The organism is Legionella bozemanae (genome assembly GCF_900450575.1).
In the GTDB taxonomy this organism is placed as follows: domain Bacteria; phylum Pseudomonadota; class Gammaproteobacteria; order Legionellales; family Legionellaceae; genus Legionella; species Legionella bozemanae.
This window is the reverse complement of the sequence record NZ_UGGY01000001.1, coordinates 909,035-926,183: the sequence shown is the minus strand read 5'-3', so window position 1 is coordinate 926,183 and position 17,149 is coordinate 909,035. Positions and strand designations below refer to the sequence as shown.

Sequence of the window (17,149 nt, the reverse complement as noted above, 5' to 3'; positions counted from 1 at the left end):
TCAACAGATTAAAGTCGAAGTATCAAGTAGTTGTCGCTTCGAAACCGAAATCGTTTCCTTGTGAGATTTCATTTTCGAAAGATAAAACGCTCCATGCTCTTCCAAATTAAATTGAGCAATTAATTGATATTTCGGCTCTTCCAACATTACTGGGTATCTATTAATTTCTTTTTTAATTGTTTCAACTATTTTAATAAACAAACACTCATTGAATGTTGATTCTTCCTCTCCATTTATAAGAATCATGGCAAGTGCTTTCGAGCCGCAATTTCCATTTAAATAATCCTCTACTTCTGCTCTTCTGGAAGCTCCCCAAAGACTTCCCCATATTTTCGATTCATATTTTCTTAATGAAGAATTAATCAAACTTCTAAATGATCTATCCGTTAAAGAATCGATCCAATCATATATAGTCTGATACAACATGGTGACGTCCTCATCTCTATAAGGATGCGTAAATTGTTTCTTATTTGCAAAACTCTTATCCTTGCCCGTAAGTTCGTCGCCATTTGGTATGGGATATTCTTGCAGAATAAAAGATGTAACCCCCTCTGCAACTGGGGTATTCAATGTCACTTCTTGGTCTTTTAATTTAACCTCAGAGAATACCTCTTCCATCGGAGAGTCTGTAGTAGTCATCTGCAGCTGGGAATTTGTTTCCTTAACCTCTAACATGGGGTTTGAGCCCACTACAACGGGTATATCATTGACTGCTTTTTTCTTAATAATTTCGTTCATTTCTTCTAAAAAGCTCTCTACCTCAGTGATTAGAAAACGACGATTGTTATGTTTTACATAATTTAGATAGTGTTCTGCTATTTCTTTACACCGTTCTGGGGAGTATAGTTCATTGCCTTCCAAAAGCCCTTTTTGATACATATGTCTCAGTGCTTTCGCTACTTTTGGGCCCGACTGTCTGCCTTCTTTAACAAAAAGAGCAATTTCTGCGGGGTAATCTGTTTGAATCATTTTCGTAGATTGTTGCATTGAAAATACCGAATTAGGTATTTTAGAAGTCCAATGTCTATTCTCTTCATTATTCAAAATCATTACTGGATTTCCAGATTGAATATATGGGCTGTTGCCATTTCTATGTAGGTGTAAAACGATCTCATTATCATAAAACGTATCAATAGTTCCTTTCTTATTACGCACCATAAGCTCACCCTGAATGGCTCGATGTAAGACAAAGAGTGTCTCTTCAGTACCCCACACAGATTCATTTTGCAGATGATTTTTATATTGTTTGAGATGCTTGTCATCATCGACTGAAAAAAACGCAACTGTTTCTTTTCTCAAGATATTATCTAAAAGATGTGCTTTATGAGATTGAAGAGTACTTTCAGTGGGTCGTTTACCTTTTGATTTGAGCTGTTGTTCTTTAATTGCCCACTCACGCGAAAAATCTTCTCTAACTTGCAGAAATCTTGCTTTAGCAAACTCTTCCATCGCCGTTTTTATGCCGCTCACTCGATATATTTCTGCTTCAGTAAAATCAGTATGAGTAAATCCGTGGTTAATAAGCTCTGATAACTCCGAATACTTAGTATCAAACTGGAGCTTGAAATAATACTCTAAACCGTATTTAGACGCAGCAAATAAGGGTGCATCTTGAGGAGACGTTTTGAATTCATCTTTTGTATGTTCCGCTGCCAAATCCCTTGTTGCCCTTCCCAAGATAGGTTCAATAATCGTTTTGATCTCATGGGAGGTAAACGCTTGATCTGCTTCCTTAGATAATAGGGTTCGCAAACTGGCTTTATCATTTTCTTTAAGTTTTAACTTGTTAAAAATATCTTCTGTCAGTTGAGAAGTATTTTTCATTCGTAAAAAATACATTAAAGAAATGCCATATGCATAATACATGCAATTGCCTTTACCACTATTGTCTACATGAAACATAATAAGCTCCTTTTTTGTAAATCTCAGTTCCTTAGAGATTTCTTCTTGCGTCAATAGTTTTTATTACTCACTTCTTTTTTCAAAAAATATTTTTATTGCTCTAATTGTTAATAACTATTAATCCAAAGATAGGCTCAATAAATATTGAGTTGGTTTTCAGCATCAGAAGACAGCTTTTTTGCAGGACGGAACAAAAAGTATTAGCATCATTGTAGTCCTTTAGTTTTTATATGGCAATGATATTACTTTACTTTTATATCACTATCCAATCAATAAGTATTATTTAAGAGCAATCAGAAAAGAGAGCCGATTAGGTCAAATTAATTACTTTAGACTTCTGTAAACAGAACGTTACTTGAATAATTCGATCAGTACAATTAAGGGAAATATAAATAATGAGATCACATGACGGTGTGATCTCATGATCTATCTACTATCTATGCCAGGTTGTACCATAGCGCACCTTGCCACAATGACCATCAACACAGCCTTTTTTAACATTTGTATGATGGCAGGTACCTCCTTTACACACAGTGGTGGATTTATGATATCCCCAAGCTGCAAAAGAGTTTGATACAAAACAACTAACAATCAAGATCATAAAAATCTTTTTAATATGAGACATATATCACTCCTTAATGATTATGGCGCCAACATTGTCCACTAAAAATACAATTTGTATGATTATTATAGTTTAGTTTGGAAAATTTTTTTGATGTGTAAAAAAAGGATCAAATGGATGTTGCTTTGCTATCTTGTTACATCTAAATTTAACAGAGCCATAAATTCATAGAAGAAATTCGAATAAGAGGGCGTAATCCAAGTGGATTGTAGGATCTTGGATTACGCCCGATTTCTTCGTAGCGTAGGTCAAACTGCTACAGATTCAGGCCAAACACTACATTGAACTTCGCCAATATGTTTTTTTTGCAACAAAAGCATCACTAAACGAGATTGGCCAATACCGCCGCCAATTGTTTGAGGTAAAGAACCAGATATTAATTTCTGGTGCCAATCAAAATCCAAACGATGCTGACAACCTGTTAATGCCAATTGATATTTTAATATGGCTTCATTGACTCGAATACCCATAGAAGAAATTTCAAAAACATCTGCAATTATTGGGTTCCAAACTAAAATATCACCGTTTAAGCCAGTCAATCCCACTTCATTCACTGAACTCCAATCATCATAATCAGGAGCGCGTAAATCATGAGGTTTTCCATCGGCTAACGAACCCCCAATTCCAATTAAAAAAACCGCTCCATATTTTTTAGTGATAGCCCGCTCTCGTTCTTTGGGTGATAGATGAGGATATAACGCGCGTAATTCTTCGGCATAAATAAAATGAATATACTGAGGAAGAAATGGGACCAAACCATAAAGCTCACTGACTATATGTTCTGTTTTTTTTATGGCGTCATAAAGTTCAATGACTGTTTTTTTCAAATAGCTTAAACAACGATCTTTGTGGTCTATGACACGCTCCCAATCCCATTGATCTACAAAAACTGAATGGGTTGCGCTTAATGCTTCTTCATCAGGTCTTAAAGCACTCATATGAGTATAAATGCCTTCCCCTGCTTGAAAAGCAAATTCTCCAAGTAATTTTCTTTTCCATTTGGCTAAGGAATGAACAACCTCAAAAGAATGGTCGGGCATTGCTTTAACCTTCACAGAAACAGCTTGTTCTGTGCCAGACAAGTTATCCTGCACACCATCTCCAACACGAGTTAATAATGGCCCTTGCACTTCAATAAGGCCTAATCTTTGCTCCAATTCACGGGAAAAAAAACCTTTAACAAAGCTTATTTGCTTTTGTTTTTCAATAAATGCTTGTTTCATCACACTGCCTCAAAAATAAAATAATAAAATGAACTTAACATTATATTGAATTTTTAATTTATTTTTATTTCTAATTTAAAATAAATGTATATAAAGAAAATAATATCCATTAAAATAAGCTTTTATTTAAATAACTTTTAAAAAAAACCTATGAAAGACCTTGAAAATTATCCAATCGATAATCTTGACCGAAAAATACTGAACGCATTAATAAAAAATGCACGTACTGCTTATGCAGAACTGGCTAAAACGTGCGCTGTAAGTCCTGCTACGATTCATGTACGGGTAGAAAAAATGCGGCAAGCGGGCATTATTGAAGGAGTGCATGTACACATTAATCCCAAACGATTAGGATATGATGTCTGTTGTTTCATTGGTATTACTTTGAATCATGCAAAAGATTATCAAGCGGTCTTAAAGAAACTGGAAGATTTAGAAGAAGTCATCGAAGCTTATTACACTATTGGTCATCATTTTAATATTTTTATCAAAGTAATGTGCCAATCCATAGACACCTTACAGCAGTTATTAGTGAATAAAATTCAACTTATCGATGAAATTCAATCAACAGAGACACTGATTTCCCTGCAAAATCCCATCATGCGCTCAGTAGTTCCTTAATCCCAATGTGATTCATCTCATTTAGATCGATTAAATAGCTAAAGAAGTATTCGTTGGGATAAAACTGTTGATATCAACTGTGTTTTATAATCAGATCGCTGTCTTCTTTAACAGTCCCTACTTTAGGGGGCTCTTTCTCGCTGGGAGAGAGTAATTCATTACTTGGGGGAAGAGTAGCTCCTTGAGGCATTGTTTTTTGCGTTGATTTAGGGCTACCCATCTGGAGCAAATCGGGTTCGGCTTCTGATTTTTTTTGGGGATTAATTTCATCAAGAGCTTTGGAAAATTTATTCATAAAAGTAGAAAAACCGCTTTCTACAGCATGTACGTATTTTTCTTTTAAACTGCCCTTCTCCTCGAAGCCTTTTATGAACGCTGTTATCCCATCTCCTGCTGCACTGGCATAAGCTTTAGTCATATTCCACAACTTTGATGGCAAACTTTTTGACGAATCATCAAGTATTTGATTTATATTTTTAGTGATATTTACCGTATCCTTTCCTAATTGCTCTACTGTCTCTTTCTTTAAATTTTTGTCATTACCCAGAACCAGGCGATGCAGGAATGACAAGCCAGAACTTTGAAGTGACGTACCCGCATGGCTTAATTGTAATAACTCTAAAGAACGTACTGTATTTGAAAGTTTTTCACCTTCATTTTTAGCTAAATCTTTTTCAAGGTCATCTAAATATCGGGCTTCCTCGTCGATAATTGCTTTTCGCGCTTGCTTTATGGGATTATCAGGATCATTTTCAAGCTCCTGCGCTACTTTGTCATGTGCTGCTCGCAGATCGGTTATAATTTGCTTGCCTCGGTCCTTCTCACTCAGTAAACTCGTAACAAGTGATTTATTATACCCTCCCATGCCTTGTTCGAAGCTCGCTCCTACCATTTTACTTACAGTATCAAAAAAACCCTTACCTTCCTCAAACCCCTTTAGGGCACCTTGACACATCCCAATCGTCCCTTGCATGCAAGCCTTTGCAAATCCCCCCATTTTTTCAGTCAAAGATTTAGATTTATCAAATGCTAAGTCAGTGGCCAGATTCCATGCAACTCTCACTGAATTTATACCCATTTCCTGTAGTGCTTTTGGATCAACTCGCTGTTCTTGACTGAGATCAGAGGTCATAATCACAGCATTACTCAACAGTTGTGCTGTTGTGGTTTTTTTACTCAGGTCTTTAAGCGACTCATAAACTTCGTCAAGACGGCCTCCCTTATCAGGAGAGGTGGCATCGGCTAAAGCTTTATCTAATCGGTCGAGCTCTTTGCTTACAGCCTGTGTCACATCCTGATGTGCCTCGCGGTATTGAGAAGGCATTTCAGTTTTCTGCCACTCTGAAAGATTTTGACGTATGCTTTGCATTAACGCTTGAGAATCCACAAATTTACGTCGTTGAACCTCTTCTTTGCTAATCATAATGAGTGTTTTCTATTCTATATTCCATACAAAAAAGTATAGCTTAAGAGCTCACAAATTGTTCAATAAAAAAACACAAAAATCATGATATAAATCAAAATGCCTTCACGTTTTATGCGCGAAATCAAGCTCCAACTTTCAGGACAACACTAGGTAAAAAGAGCTGTTTTTATTCAATAATTAATGTTTATTTCGCCTTATTTTTTTCAATGAATTTTGTTAAGAATTACTTAAGGTCAAGTTGTTAAAATAACAAACACTTTCCTTGTATGATAAAAAATGAAACGAGCCCTGACTGGTATATTAACAATACTCCTATTGCCTTTCTCTGCTGCTGCAAGTGTAGTGATAGTAGCATTGTTACTGGCCATGCTTGCTCTGGTTTCCCCTGTTCTTGTTATAGGCGGTGCTTTATGGTCTGCCGGAAAGCTGTCCGAAAGATTTACAGACTGGCTTTATCCTCCTAAAAATATTATGACTTCAAACCATGGAAATGGCCCCATAATTACTTCATTATCAATGACAGGTATACTTTTCTTTGCCCTCCTTATACCGGTTACTGTGGGTTCTGCTGCAGCAGCTGCCGTAGTTTCTGTTTTACTTGTGCCAGCCCTGGCGGTAACTGGCGCTTATAAAATTGCTGACCCAACAATAAATTATCTCTATACTGCATTGGGTTTAAATAAAGAAGAGGTTAAGGTAAAGCACAGCTATAGTATATTACCGCAAGATTCAGATGAGCACCGAGAAGAGCCCGAAGAAGACGTTCCGCATTTTGATCCTTTATTTCAACCCAATACTTCCACCATTAATAATGTGACAAAAAGAGAGAAAACTTTTCCGTCAGAGATAGAGTTAAGGAGTAGAGCTCTTAGCTATTCACCATCTTCGGATGAGACATAACTTTCTCAAAATGTTATTCTACTCAGTTTATTTTCTTGGCAGAAAAACTATCTGACATGGATAATGAGCAATGAATCAATTTAAATTTCTAAAAACAATTCATATTGAATATCAATTAAAACTATATGAATTAGTGGCCGCATCCATTCAAAAGGAGAGCGCGGCTCTCGAATCGAAGAAAAATATTAATGAACTTACAATAGATGAAATGCATGCTCTGGAATTTTATAAACAAAGCCAGCAGACTCTAGTTGAATCAACCTTCCTGCAAATTTATGCCAAACTAGAAGAAGCCTTGTATTATGAATGTACCCCACTGCTAATTAAGAAAAATGCAAGCATATCACGCTTTGAACCCATCCTGAGCGAACAAGGATGCACTATTGATAGCAAACATTGGAAAATGCTAGTCAATATTTCTAAAATTCGAAATTGCCTCTTACATGGAAATGGAAGATTGGATCCCGATCGATATGGAGTGGATACAAAAGAAACCATTCACTCCCTTAACTTAGATGCAAATATTCCAGTGATTGAAATAATTCATTTAAAAGATCATAAAGAAGAAATTTCTAAAATGAAACTCAATGAAGCATTTCTCCATTATTGCTTTACTAAAATAAAAGACTTTGTCCAGTCTCAAAAATAGAGGTTTTCCCTTGTTAATTTAACATACGCTCGATGATATATACCTCAAACATCGCAATGAACTCCTACCTAAACTCTATTGGCAATGATTTATTAAAATTCAATTTGATCAAACTATAATCTAATACTACAATAAAATTGCATTTTAACGACAGGAGGTCATTATGAACCAAACAATTAAGTTCGTGGGGATTGCTGCAACTCTATTAGGTCTAGGTGGATGTACCACAACAACTGGGAACTCACCTGGATACCGCGCCAATTATGTCTATTCTTCTGGTTATACTCCTCCAGGATATACGACTAACTATTATAGGGTAGGTAGTTATGGGACAGGTACTTATTATGGAGCCGGCTGGAATAGTGGCTATTATGGTAATACTTATGGTTATTGGCCTAGCTCTTACTCTAGAGCAAGAGGATATTACTCAAACAATATCGTCTATAATACTGGCAAAACAAGATATTACACGGGTTATAGAAACTATAATAAACCTCTAGGTTACTACAATAAGACCTATGTTGGATATGGGAATACCAAATATTATAAAGGTAACGTAGGGTATCATAATGGCCAGGTACATTATCAAAAAAGATATAGAAATGGCCAGATAAACTATCAAAGTAGTCAAGTAAATTATGGTCAACCGAACTATCAAACAAAATATAGAAAAAATCAGATAAATTATCAAAATGGTCAAGTAAATTATGGCCAATCGAACTACCAAACAAAATATAGAAAAAACCAGATAAATTATCAAAATGGCCAGGCAGGTTATCAATAAGATTGCCCACATTAACTAATCAGTTCGGGCTTAGCGATCATGTCCGTCAAGCTAAGAGTATTTAGTATTAATTTTACTCAATTCACAAGTAACTCTGTCATCCCCGCGCAGGCGGGGAGCTATTTCGAACCAAATTGCAATCGGTAAACCTAAAAGCAACACCAAGGCCAGCAGTATGGGTATAGCAGGATGTCATCCTTTGAATTGTTTCCTTGGATTGCTTCTTTTTTCTGCTCCCATAGGCCTCGTGCATTGAAGCATCACTCCAGTCTGGGAACTAAACGATTATAAATAGACCCCCATATTCGTCTTTCTAAATATGGGGCTTGGGTACCTATTTTCGATGTCTTATTAGCTTAGATTTATTTTTATCTCGTTAAGGCCATCATGAACAGGAACAATTTTTGGTTCTTCTGAAATTTTAGGAGCATAGATGCTTCGAAACAATAATGGCGATTTGATTGGTTTAATCGATGACGGCAACTTAGATGCCGCTTCTTTATCAAGCAGGATTGTAACGTTTTTATGATCATATAAGGCTGTTGCCGGAATATCTTGATTCGGTGCCGAAGCCAGATTAACAGCAGCAATAATATCTGCCTTAGCTGCGCCTGAGGCGAGCAAATAACATGCTTTACTGTGTTGTAAAATCGTTCCAATTCCCATTGTTATGGCATGGGTTGGTACCTCATCTTTTGAATTAAAAAATCGTTTATTCGCCTCGCGAGTTTTATCATCTAATTTTATTAATCGTGTTTTAGAATCAAATGAAGAGCCTGGTTCATTAAAGCCAATATGGCCATTCACACCCAAACCTAAAATTTGAATGTCTATTCCACCAGCTTCTTGAATTTTTTCTTCATATTCTTTCGCATGCTGCTCAATTGACTGCAATGGAACAGTTCCATCAAGCATATGAATATTCTCTTTTTTGATATTAACGTGATCAAAAAAATGATGATGCATGTAGTAATTATAAGATTGAATGTGTGTTGGTTCTAACCCTAAATACTCATCTAAATTAAACGTGATGACTAATGAAAAATCTAAGTTTTCCTCTTTATGCAGACGAACTAATTCTTTATATAAAGGCTCAGGGGTACTTCCTGTTGCCAGTCCCAAAACGGTAGGTATTTTTTTCTGATTATTTTCCATGATTTTCATTTGAATGGTTCGAGCAGCTTTACTTGCCATGCCTTCAGCTGTTTCCCTAACAAAAATGCGGCTAAACATAAATACTTTCTCCAAGAAATCGAGGTGTTATATCCAATATAAATTAAGAGTTCAGAATAAAGAAAATCCATATTAGGTTTGTTGAAACAAACCCTTATTAAACACTCTCCATTCATTCCCATATTTTGTTACAATTACCTAATGCAGGATGCCAATAAAATCATAAAAAATTTGATTTATCGACGCGCAATTTTAGCCAATTTAGCAGCGAAACTCTAGGGCATTTCTTGTGGAGGTCCCGTTCTAAAATATGATATTTAGAGCTCTGACCGGAAATAGATTAAGCTCCTAGCAATTGTTTGTGGAACTCATCCCTACGAGGATATTAAATGCTAATTAAAAATATTTATGTTTATAACGATGCCGGGCTTAAAGAATTAAAACACGTGCAAGTTACCGAAGATGGGGCAAGAATAATCTTCAATATTGATGACGATTTTTTATCCTCTTTGCAAGAGGATAAAATAATTGATTCTAAAGGCTGCTATTTCTTCATGCCAGGGATGTTAGATTCCCATGTTCATGGCCAAGGGGGTATTGATTTCGCTGATTTAGGCGATGAAATGAGTCAGGAGGGATTGGAGCGTATTGTCAAAGAACTAGGAAAAACAGGGCTTTCTTATGCGTTAGCAACTCTAGTATCCATGCCTATCCCCGCTTTAAAAAAATCACTGATAAAAATTAATGATTTCATTTGGAAACACGAACTGAATCCTACCCCTGGTTGTACTCAGATTCTTGGTGTGCATTTAGAAGGTCCCTTTATCTCAGAAAGTTGCAAAGGCGCTCATGCTAAAGAGGCGCTGCAACATAGTATTTGTATGGAAAAATTTAGGGATATTATTGATGTAGCGCCTCATATTAAACACTGGAAAATTACCATTGCCCCTGATTTATTAGGTGCAGAAGATTTCATTAAACAGACAAAGACCCTTGAGGAAGAAGGTATTTTTGTAAAAGTGTTTATTGGTCACTGCAATCCAGATGATAAGGAGATCATTAGCCGTGCTATTGCAGCAGGCGCTTGTGGATTTACGCATCTGGGCAATGGTTGTCAAGAATCGTGTAGTAGGGAAACACGACCACTTACTTTAAGTGACGCAAAAAGTCATGTAGTACAATGGATACTCGAAAATCCTGAACATTGTCCGCCTGGTGTGGAGCTCATTACTGATGGTGTCCATTTATCCCCCTCATTTATTTCACTCATCCAGAATGCAGTTAAAAACAAAATCATTCTTGTAACCGATGCCTTAGGCCCCACAGGTTGTAAAGATGGAACCTATAAATTAGGAAGTTTGGATATTCGGAAAGAGCAAAATAGTTTCTATTTGGCAGATAATAACGGTAATTTTCTGATGAAAGAAGGCAGACTTCCTTCTGGAGAAAAAGGCTCTGTAAAAACACTTGCAGGCAGTGCAGCCTCATTATCTTTTTGCGCGCAAAAATATTTTGAATCGATGCATGATGAATCCTTAGAAAACCGTATGGATTTTCTGTATACAGCACTTATCACTAATTCCAGAACGACCTCTTTATCTAAGGAGACAATACAAAATTTACCCGATAATAAAAATTTCTCTATTTTTAATAATAATGGTCAACTTATTTTGAGCTCATGCCATGGTAAAGTAATTGAGCATCAACAATTACAATGGCCAATAGCTGGCATACTCAATTATGGATTTTTAGCTAGGCCCTCTACGGTTGAAAATAACAACTTTCCCAAACTAGAAAGAAGCTCTTACACCTACAATCAAGGTCTGTAAATAATTTACTAGATAAATTCCAAAATAAAAATATTCGTTTTTACACACACTAGAGCAATCTTGCTAACCCAAGAAAACACCTTGGGTTAGCTTCATTCCGCACTAGGTCTGTAAAAGACCACCTTGAGAACCACCTACACTAAACGTAAGCGCCGCAATAGCACCAGGAATAGACGCGATGCTGGGTAAAAACATTGTCCAGGTTATTCCATTGTCCAAACTTTGGTAGGTTAAAGGAAATGTATTGCCCATAAGATCATAATACCCTACAGTGGAACATATATTATTTTTACATGCAACGCCGGTTAATTGGGCATTCCCAAATCCTGCAGGGATCCCGCTTATGGGAGGCAATATAGCTTCTGACCAAGTCACTCCATTGTTTGCACTGAAATAACTCACTGGCAATGATTGCCCAGAAACTGTGTCATAATATCCCACCGCAGAACAACGAACACCGGAGCAACTCACGCTATTTAGAAACGCTCCTCTGTTTCCTGGCGGCAAGGCATTTATGGAAAGAAACCTTACTAAAGACCAGGAAATTCCACCATTGGAACTGGTATAACTTAGAGGTAAGTGCCCGTTGGGATTTGCAGGGTCAGGAGTTTCACCTACAGCACTGCAATTAGCTCCAACACAGCTTACACCCATCAACTTAGCACCACTTACATACCCAGCTGGAAAATTAGCAATACTTGGTATGATTGCTTCGGACCATGTAACCCCATTGTTCGCACTAAAATAACTCACAGGTTGCCGATCATCTGAAGCGTCATTATAAAAACCAACAGCCGAACAATTTGTTCCTGCACAACTAACCGAACCAAGTCTCGCTCCCTGATTTCCAAGTGGAAGACCTGCGGTTGAAAGAAAATTAGGCTGAGACCAAGTGACTCCATTATTAGAACTGGAATAGGTAAGCGGATAACGATTTCCAGAAACACTTTCTCGCCAATATCCTACAGTCACACACTTGTTATCCACACAACTCACAGCGGGAAGGAACACTTCATCACTTGTTGCAAGAGGACCAGTACGTAAAAATAGATAAGGAGCAGACCAGCTCGCACCTCTATCTGAGCTTGAATAGGATAAAGGTAGCGTTGCGTCTATATCTCCCAAAACCGCACCAACAGCAGTACAAAGATTTCCACTACACCCAACACCAAAAAGTGCTACTTGATTACCGGGAAGACCAGCAGTTGGTGGTAATACTGGAGTAGGCCAGGTGGCACCATTATTATTGCTTGTATAAACGAGTGGAAATCCTCCATTCGCAGTTCCATAGCCCCCCACTGCAACAGAAATCTGCGTTTCAGGTGGAGCACTGGTTACATTTACGTTTAATGAATTGGCAAGTGTTGGGCCGGCACAAGTTTTACCTCCGGGAAAACAAGCAAATAAATGATGGTGTGGATCAGGATCATCACGATTAACCGCACCGGATATTTTCAATTTTAAAGTACAGCTTTGATTAATAGAGCCATTGGGTCCTAAATTAAAAAAAAGAGGACAAACAGTGGGGTCTGTTGGTTCGAGTACTTGAATTACATTGGGCGGAAACCACTTAACAAAATTATTAAAACGCATTGATAAAGTGTTGTTTGTCACTGTATATGCAGCATTTACGCTTCCTCCCAGAGGAACAGTGGAAGGTAAGATACCTTGGGGAGTAATATTGAAAGGTAAGGCAAAACTGGTCATTGAAGTAACAGCCCCCAAAAAACCAACACACAAATGATATTTATAGTTCATTGTTCATCCTTTGATCGTCTAATACAATGCTTAAAAATAAGCTACTCGAAAAGTACATCTTGTTAATTCAAGTACAGATGCCAAAGCTCAAGACAATATCATTGCATAAGAGGAATGAATTAAATCCCTTAAATGGAACTCTCAAAACGCCAATCATGTCCCTAAAATTTAAGCATCTGAAATAAATTTTGTACTTTCCGGAGACTCCATAAAACCAAACTAAGTTTTATATCCCTTTAAACCACAAAAGTAATTTGCCCCAATACTTCATTAGTATATAAATGAGATTGCGATAAATTATTAAATGTTGGAACTCCGTCGATTGAAGCATTTCCAAGCTCTACTTTACCAAAGTCAGAAAATCGATAGCCTACACCTACACGGATATGATTTGTCACCTCATAATCTACGCCTGCCCCTACTCTATAAGAGAAAGAAGTACGCGTCTCATCCTTAAATTGATTACTGAAGGTACTAAACTGCGGTACAATATTAACACTGTAATCTTTTGCAGTATTCGAACTAACCCCTACACCTCCTGAAATGTACGGATGGAAAGTTAGCGATTGATACATCAAGTTATACAAGAGTTTGTTTTCAAATAATACCTGGTGCGCCTGTATATCATACTTATATGAAAATGAATCAAATATTAATACATCCGACGCACCTTGTGTCACAACACCGTGGGTATGAAACTCCATAGGTTGATAATAACTAAATCCTGTTTGCAAAAACCAACTCGGATTTAAGAGAATTTCTATCCCAAGCGAAACACCGTATATAAATTTAGATTGATCCGTATTGTCGGCATCATAACTGAAAGACTCGTCTTGAACAGGATCGTCAATAGAAATAAATTGCGACTTACCTGCATCATCAGTGAATGCCGCACCTAATGATACAGTTGCAAAAGGACGCCAGCTCATTGCAAACCACTCAACTTTTTTTTCAATCTGATCTTTCCAAACGGCAGGCTTTTTTACTACTGGCGATGTAGCTGCAATACTTGGCTGAACACTAATTACAGTCAATCCAAAAATAGCTAATGCAAATCCATACTTACTCTTTAACAATTTCTTCATCCTTAAAAAAATAACCACACGAAAAAAAGTGCTTTAAGCAAACTTCTTCTGATAAAAACAACAGCGAATTAATTTAACAAAGTTCACGGAAAAATTATAGGTTTACCCAAAATAAATAAATCGTTTATTAATTAATAAGTTAATCAAATGAAACACTCTTTTTCAATAAAGCGTCTAAGATTGCTAAAGACAACGAAAGGCATTGACCTGTCAAGCGTAATGGTACTGGTGAATTATCACAACTCTTGGGATGATGGTTTTAAATACACCATACACAGAACTCCAGCAGTCAATGCGGTGATGCAGCATAAAACAATGGGGGTAATAATTGACACAACAATCAGAAAACCACCAACAAAACAAATAATGGCATCACCTAAAGTACGCAAACTTAATTGTGCGCCCATGACTTCACCCTGAATGGCAGTATGAGACATGTTTGAGATGTGGATCGTCATAGTTGTTGTAACGGTAGTAATACTAAATCCAATCAATGCGAAAAATAAAAATAGGGTTGAGGGATATTGAAAAGCAACCATCGCAGCAAAAATCAAAGCAGTGGTCATCATGGCTAAGGTTATCATTTTATGAATGGGCATATGTTTTGAAAGATGATGTGGAAGCCATGCGGCGCCTAAAGCAAGGGCAGCTGACAATGCTGCGTTATAAGCCGCAATCATGCCTGGAGACATAAACCATTTTCCGGCCAGGTAAACCGGGCCAAACTCATAAAACATATCCACTGCGAAGGTAAATAGCGTACTGACGATGAGCAAATGGATTAAATGAGGATGATTTTGAAATAAGAGCTTGAATTGTCGGATAATATTGAGTTGACTTAATATAGATTTTTTTTCAGGTTTGGATAGAGTTTTATGTTCTGGTAATTTCCACCAGGCGAGACTCAGGGTAATCATTGAAGCAGATGCTGCAAAAGTAAAAGGGAACGACCATGAAAACCAGGAAATGATATTTGGATTGGATAATAAACCGCCAATAATAGGTCCAATGATATAACCAATGCCAGCCATGCTGTTAATTCTACCAAAGCTTATAAACTTGTTAATGGTAGTTAATTCTGATGCCAATGCCCTGGCAACAGCAAAAGTTCCTTCCATGAATCCTGTTAAAAAGCGGCTGAATAATAAGAGCCAGAAACTGTTTATCCAAAATGCTATGACTGTCAACAAATACCCCAGCATGCTTCCCGCCAAACTGATGACCAATATTTTTTTGCGACCATACAAATCAGAATTTCTCCCTAAAATAGGGGAACCAATAAATTGCCCCAAAGGAAAAATTGCAAGGGTTAGCCCCAGCAAAACACGCCTGCTCGTTTCACTCCATTCCGGTGAAATTATTAACTGATTAGTAGATTGTAAAAACAACGGAGGAAGAATGGGGTAAGCAATAGATGAACCAATAAAACTAATTAAAACGATTAGTAAAATAATCCAGAACTGTTTTTTTTCCTGAGTTGTTTGTGCATACATATTCATTCTTGGCCGTTGGGATTATGGAGCGGCGAGCCGACTTTAAGAGAAAAATTTTATTTAAAATAGCGACATCATGTAAAATTTTTTAGCAAATATTCTAACTTTTTTTTCCCAATAAAGCGATATTTATTTTTGTGCCCAATGAATTCTTAAGTCGATTGACCTGCCATTTTCTCCATTGGAATCAGGATTCAATCGAAATTATCTGTTCTCATTGCTCTCATTAAACCTCAAGTGACGCTTTAAATTGCTCTACCCATGCATTATCTACAAAATTTGGGAGCACTATTTTTTCAGTTGATCTCACTGTTTCTACAAAATGCTGATATAAATAAGGACGATAAGAATCAAGATCGGGAACTTCCATACCAATTTCTTTGGCTTTTTCATCATTAATTCGCACGCGTAATATATCTTTAAAGTGAGTGTTTGCCTCAAAATGCAGCATCTCCTCATCAGACATTACCCCGCCTTGAAAGAGAAGCGTTTTCTTACTTGCTGTAGATAAACGCTCAAAATAGTCTTTTTTCTTTCCTGCCAGATAACGTTTGGCGTTCACATGGTGACCAATGAGCAATGCAACTTTTGCAGAAAATCCCAGGGTGTATGCTAATGTCGCACCGATCCACTCATGATGCACTATTCCCAAATCTGCCATCTTATTTTGCTTGGTATTCGAAGCAAAATGCCCTATGTCATGAAATAAGCACGCGAGAATGACCTCCTGGCTATGCCCTGCTTGCTCAGCAAAATAGGCGCACTGTAATGCATGTTCTAATTGCGACACAGACTCGCCAATGTAATCCATATCTTTGGAGAGATACAAGCACTGGAAAGCCCTATCAATTTTTTGGTCGATATGATTTATTGTCTTCATTGCATCATTTCACTAATGGGATTAGCGACATTATAAATAACAGCACCTGCTGAGTAATCTTTATTGGGATCGCGTTCGCAGTCTGGAGGAAACTTTTCCCGTTTATCCTGATAATAAGCCTCCCGCATCACTCCGCCTTCAGAAAATTTGCTAAAAGTAATAAAAATTGCTCGGCGTGGTTTATTACTACGATTCGCCTCCGAATAATGGGGTAAATACGAATCAAATAAAATGATATCTCCCGTTTTACATTTAATTGGCGTCCACTGGAGGGTCTCTGCAATTTCCTTTTTAATCGAACCATCCACTTCTTGAGGAAGAATTACAGGCTTATTAGCTCCTCCTTTAACTACTTGTAAACAACCGTTTTCTAAAGTGCACTCATCGATTGCCACCATCATAGTGATGTGAAATCGTTGATTAAAACTAATAAAAGCAGGAGCATCTTGGTGAGGTTTAAATCCTCCCCCACCCGGGAATTTATAGTTAATTTTTTCTTTGAAAATAGCTGCCTGCTCTCCCATTAATGAGGACACTAAGTTTAAGGTACGTGAACTATTAGCCACCTCATACATCCCTTTATGATAATCAATAAAATTTTCAACACGACAAAGCTGACGTCCACCCTCCGCATTTTTTTCAAAATACTTCATCCATTTTCCTGGTGTTTCAGGCCAAGATGTTAATTCATCACACCAGGTTTGCAGATGTTGTTTCAGATCAATACAGAGAAAATCTCGCAAAATTACAAACCCCTGTTTTTGCCAAAAATTTTGTTGCTCTGCACTCAATTGATAATCCATG

Annotated in this window: 15 protein-coding genes; 5 read left to right on the top strand and 10 right to left on the bottom strand. The window is 37.2% G+C overall.

What is annotated here, in order from left to right; genetic code table 11:
• From DY223_RS19695 to asnA, 3 genes are all read right to left on the bottom strand, one after another.
• Entirely contained in the window at positions 1-1,902 is a 1,902-nt protein-coding gene (locus DY223_RS19695) for a hypothetical protein (RefSeq protein WP_058460719.1), read from the bottom strand.
• Between the two features lie 433 nt (positions 1,903-2,335).
• The gene (locus DY223_RS03980) at positions 2,336-2,527 is read right to left on the bottom strand and encodes a hypothetical protein (protein WP_058460718.1); all 192 of its coding nucleotides are present in this window, start codon (positions 2,525-2,527) and stop codon (positions 2,336-2,338) included.
• A gap of 245 nt (positions 2,528-2,772) precedes the next feature.
• On the bottom strand, positions 2,773-3,747 hold the full coding sequence (asnA, locus tag DY223_RS03975) for an aspartate--ammonia ligase (RefSeq protein ID WP_058460717.1): 975 nt from the start codon (positions 3,745-3,747) through the stop codon (positions 2,773-2,775).
• A 150-nt stretch (positions 3,748-3,897) separates the two neighbouring features.
• On the opposite strand from asnA, the gene asnC reads away from it, so the two are divergent.
• Complete coding sequence (asnC, locus tag DY223_RS03970) at positions 3,898-4,368, top strand: transcriptional regulator AsnC (RefSeq protein ID WP_058460716.1); 471 nt, start codon at positions 3,898-3,900, stop codon at positions 4,366-4,368.
• Between the two features lie 73 nt (positions 4,369-4,441).
• Here asnC and DY223_RS03965 read toward each other — a convergent pair whose 3' ends face one another.
• Positions 4,442-5,791, bottom strand: a complete 1,350-nt coding sequence (locus tag DY223_RS03965) for a hypothetical protein (protein WP_058460715.1) — start codon at positions 5,789-5,791, stop codon at positions 4,442-4,444.
• 279 nt (positions 5,792-6,070) lie between these two features.
• On the opposite strand from DY223_RS03965, the gene DY223_RS03960 reads away from it, so the two are divergent.
• The 3 genes from DY223_RS03960 to DY223_RS03950 all read left to right on the top strand — a co-directional run bounded on the left by DY223_RS03960 (position 6,071) and on the right by DY223_RS03950 (position 8,127).
• Positions 6,071-6,694, top strand: a complete 624-nt coding sequence (locus DY223_RS03960; protein WP_058460714.1) for a hypothetical protein — start codon at positions 6,071-6,073, stop codon at positions 6,692-6,694.
• Between the two features lie 70 nt (positions 6,695-6,764).
• On the top strand, positions 6,765-7,343 hold the full coding sequence (locus DY223_RS03955) for a hypothetical protein (RefSeq protein ID WP_058460713.1): 579 nt from the start codon (positions 6,765-6,767) through the stop codon (positions 7,341-7,343).
• A gap of 163 nt (positions 7,344-7,506) precedes the next feature.
• Complete coding sequence (locus DY223_RS03950; RefSeq protein ID WP_058460712.1) at positions 7,507-8,127, top strand: hypothetical protein; 621 nt, start codon at positions 7,507-7,509, stop codon at positions 8,125-8,127.
• 351 nt (positions 8,128-8,478) lie between these two features.
• Here DY223_RS03950 and nagB read toward each other — a convergent pair whose 3' ends face one another.
• On the bottom strand, positions 8,479-9,360 hold the full coding sequence (gene nagB, locus DY223_RS03945; protein WP_058460711.1) for a glucosamine-6-phosphate deaminase: 882 nt from the start codon (positions 9,358-9,360) through the stop codon (positions 8,479-8,481).
• Positions 9,361-9,689: 329 nt separating this feature from the next.
• On the opposite strand from nagB, the gene DY223_RS03940 reads away from it, so the two are divergent.
• Positions 9,690-11,129: an N-acetylglucosamine-6-phosphate deacetylase gene (locus tag DY223_RS03940; protein ID WP_058460710.1), complete on the top strand. Its 1,440-nt coding sequence runs from the start codon at positions 9,690-9,692 to the stop codon at positions 11,127-11,129.
• A 102-nt stretch (positions 11,130-11,231) separates the two neighbouring features.
• On the opposite strand, the gene DY223_RS03935 is transcribed toward DY223_RS03940, so the two are convergent.
• From DY223_RS03935 to DY223_RS03915, 5 genes are all read right to left on the bottom strand, one after another.
• Complete coding sequence (locus DY223_RS03935) at positions 11,232-12,887, bottom strand: sialidase family protein (RefSeq protein ID WP_058460709.1); 1,656 nt, start codon at positions 12,885-12,887, stop codon at positions 11,232-11,234.
• A 236-nt stretch (positions 12,888-13,123) separates the two neighbouring features.
• Entirely contained in the window at positions 13,124-13,972 is an 849-nt protein-coding gene (locus DY223_RS03930) for an outer membrane beta-barrel protein (protein WP_235810583.1), read from the bottom strand.
• 236 nt (positions 13,973-14,208) lie between these two features.
• Complete coding sequence (locus DY223_RS03925; protein WP_058460707.1) at positions 14,209-15,465, bottom strand: MFS transporter; 1,257 nt, start codon at positions 15,463-15,465, stop codon at positions 14,209-14,211.
• Between the two features lie 226 nt (positions 15,466-15,691).
• Positions 15,692-16,345, bottom strand: coding sequence for an HD domain-containing protein (locus tag DY223_RS03920; RefSeq protein ID WP_058460706.1), 654 nt, complete (start codon positions 16,343-16,345; stop codon positions 15,692-15,694).
• The gene (locus DY223_RS03915; RefSeq protein ID WP_058460705.1) at positions 16,342-17,148 is read right to left on the bottom strand and encodes a phytanoyl-CoA dioxygenase family protein; all 807 of its coding nucleotides are present in this window, start codon (positions 17,146-17,148) and stop codon (positions 16,342-16,344) included. The genes DY223_RS03920 and DY223_RS03915 overlap by 4 nt, the downstream gene beginning before the upstream one ends.
• Position 17,149: the final 1 nt, after the last annotated feature.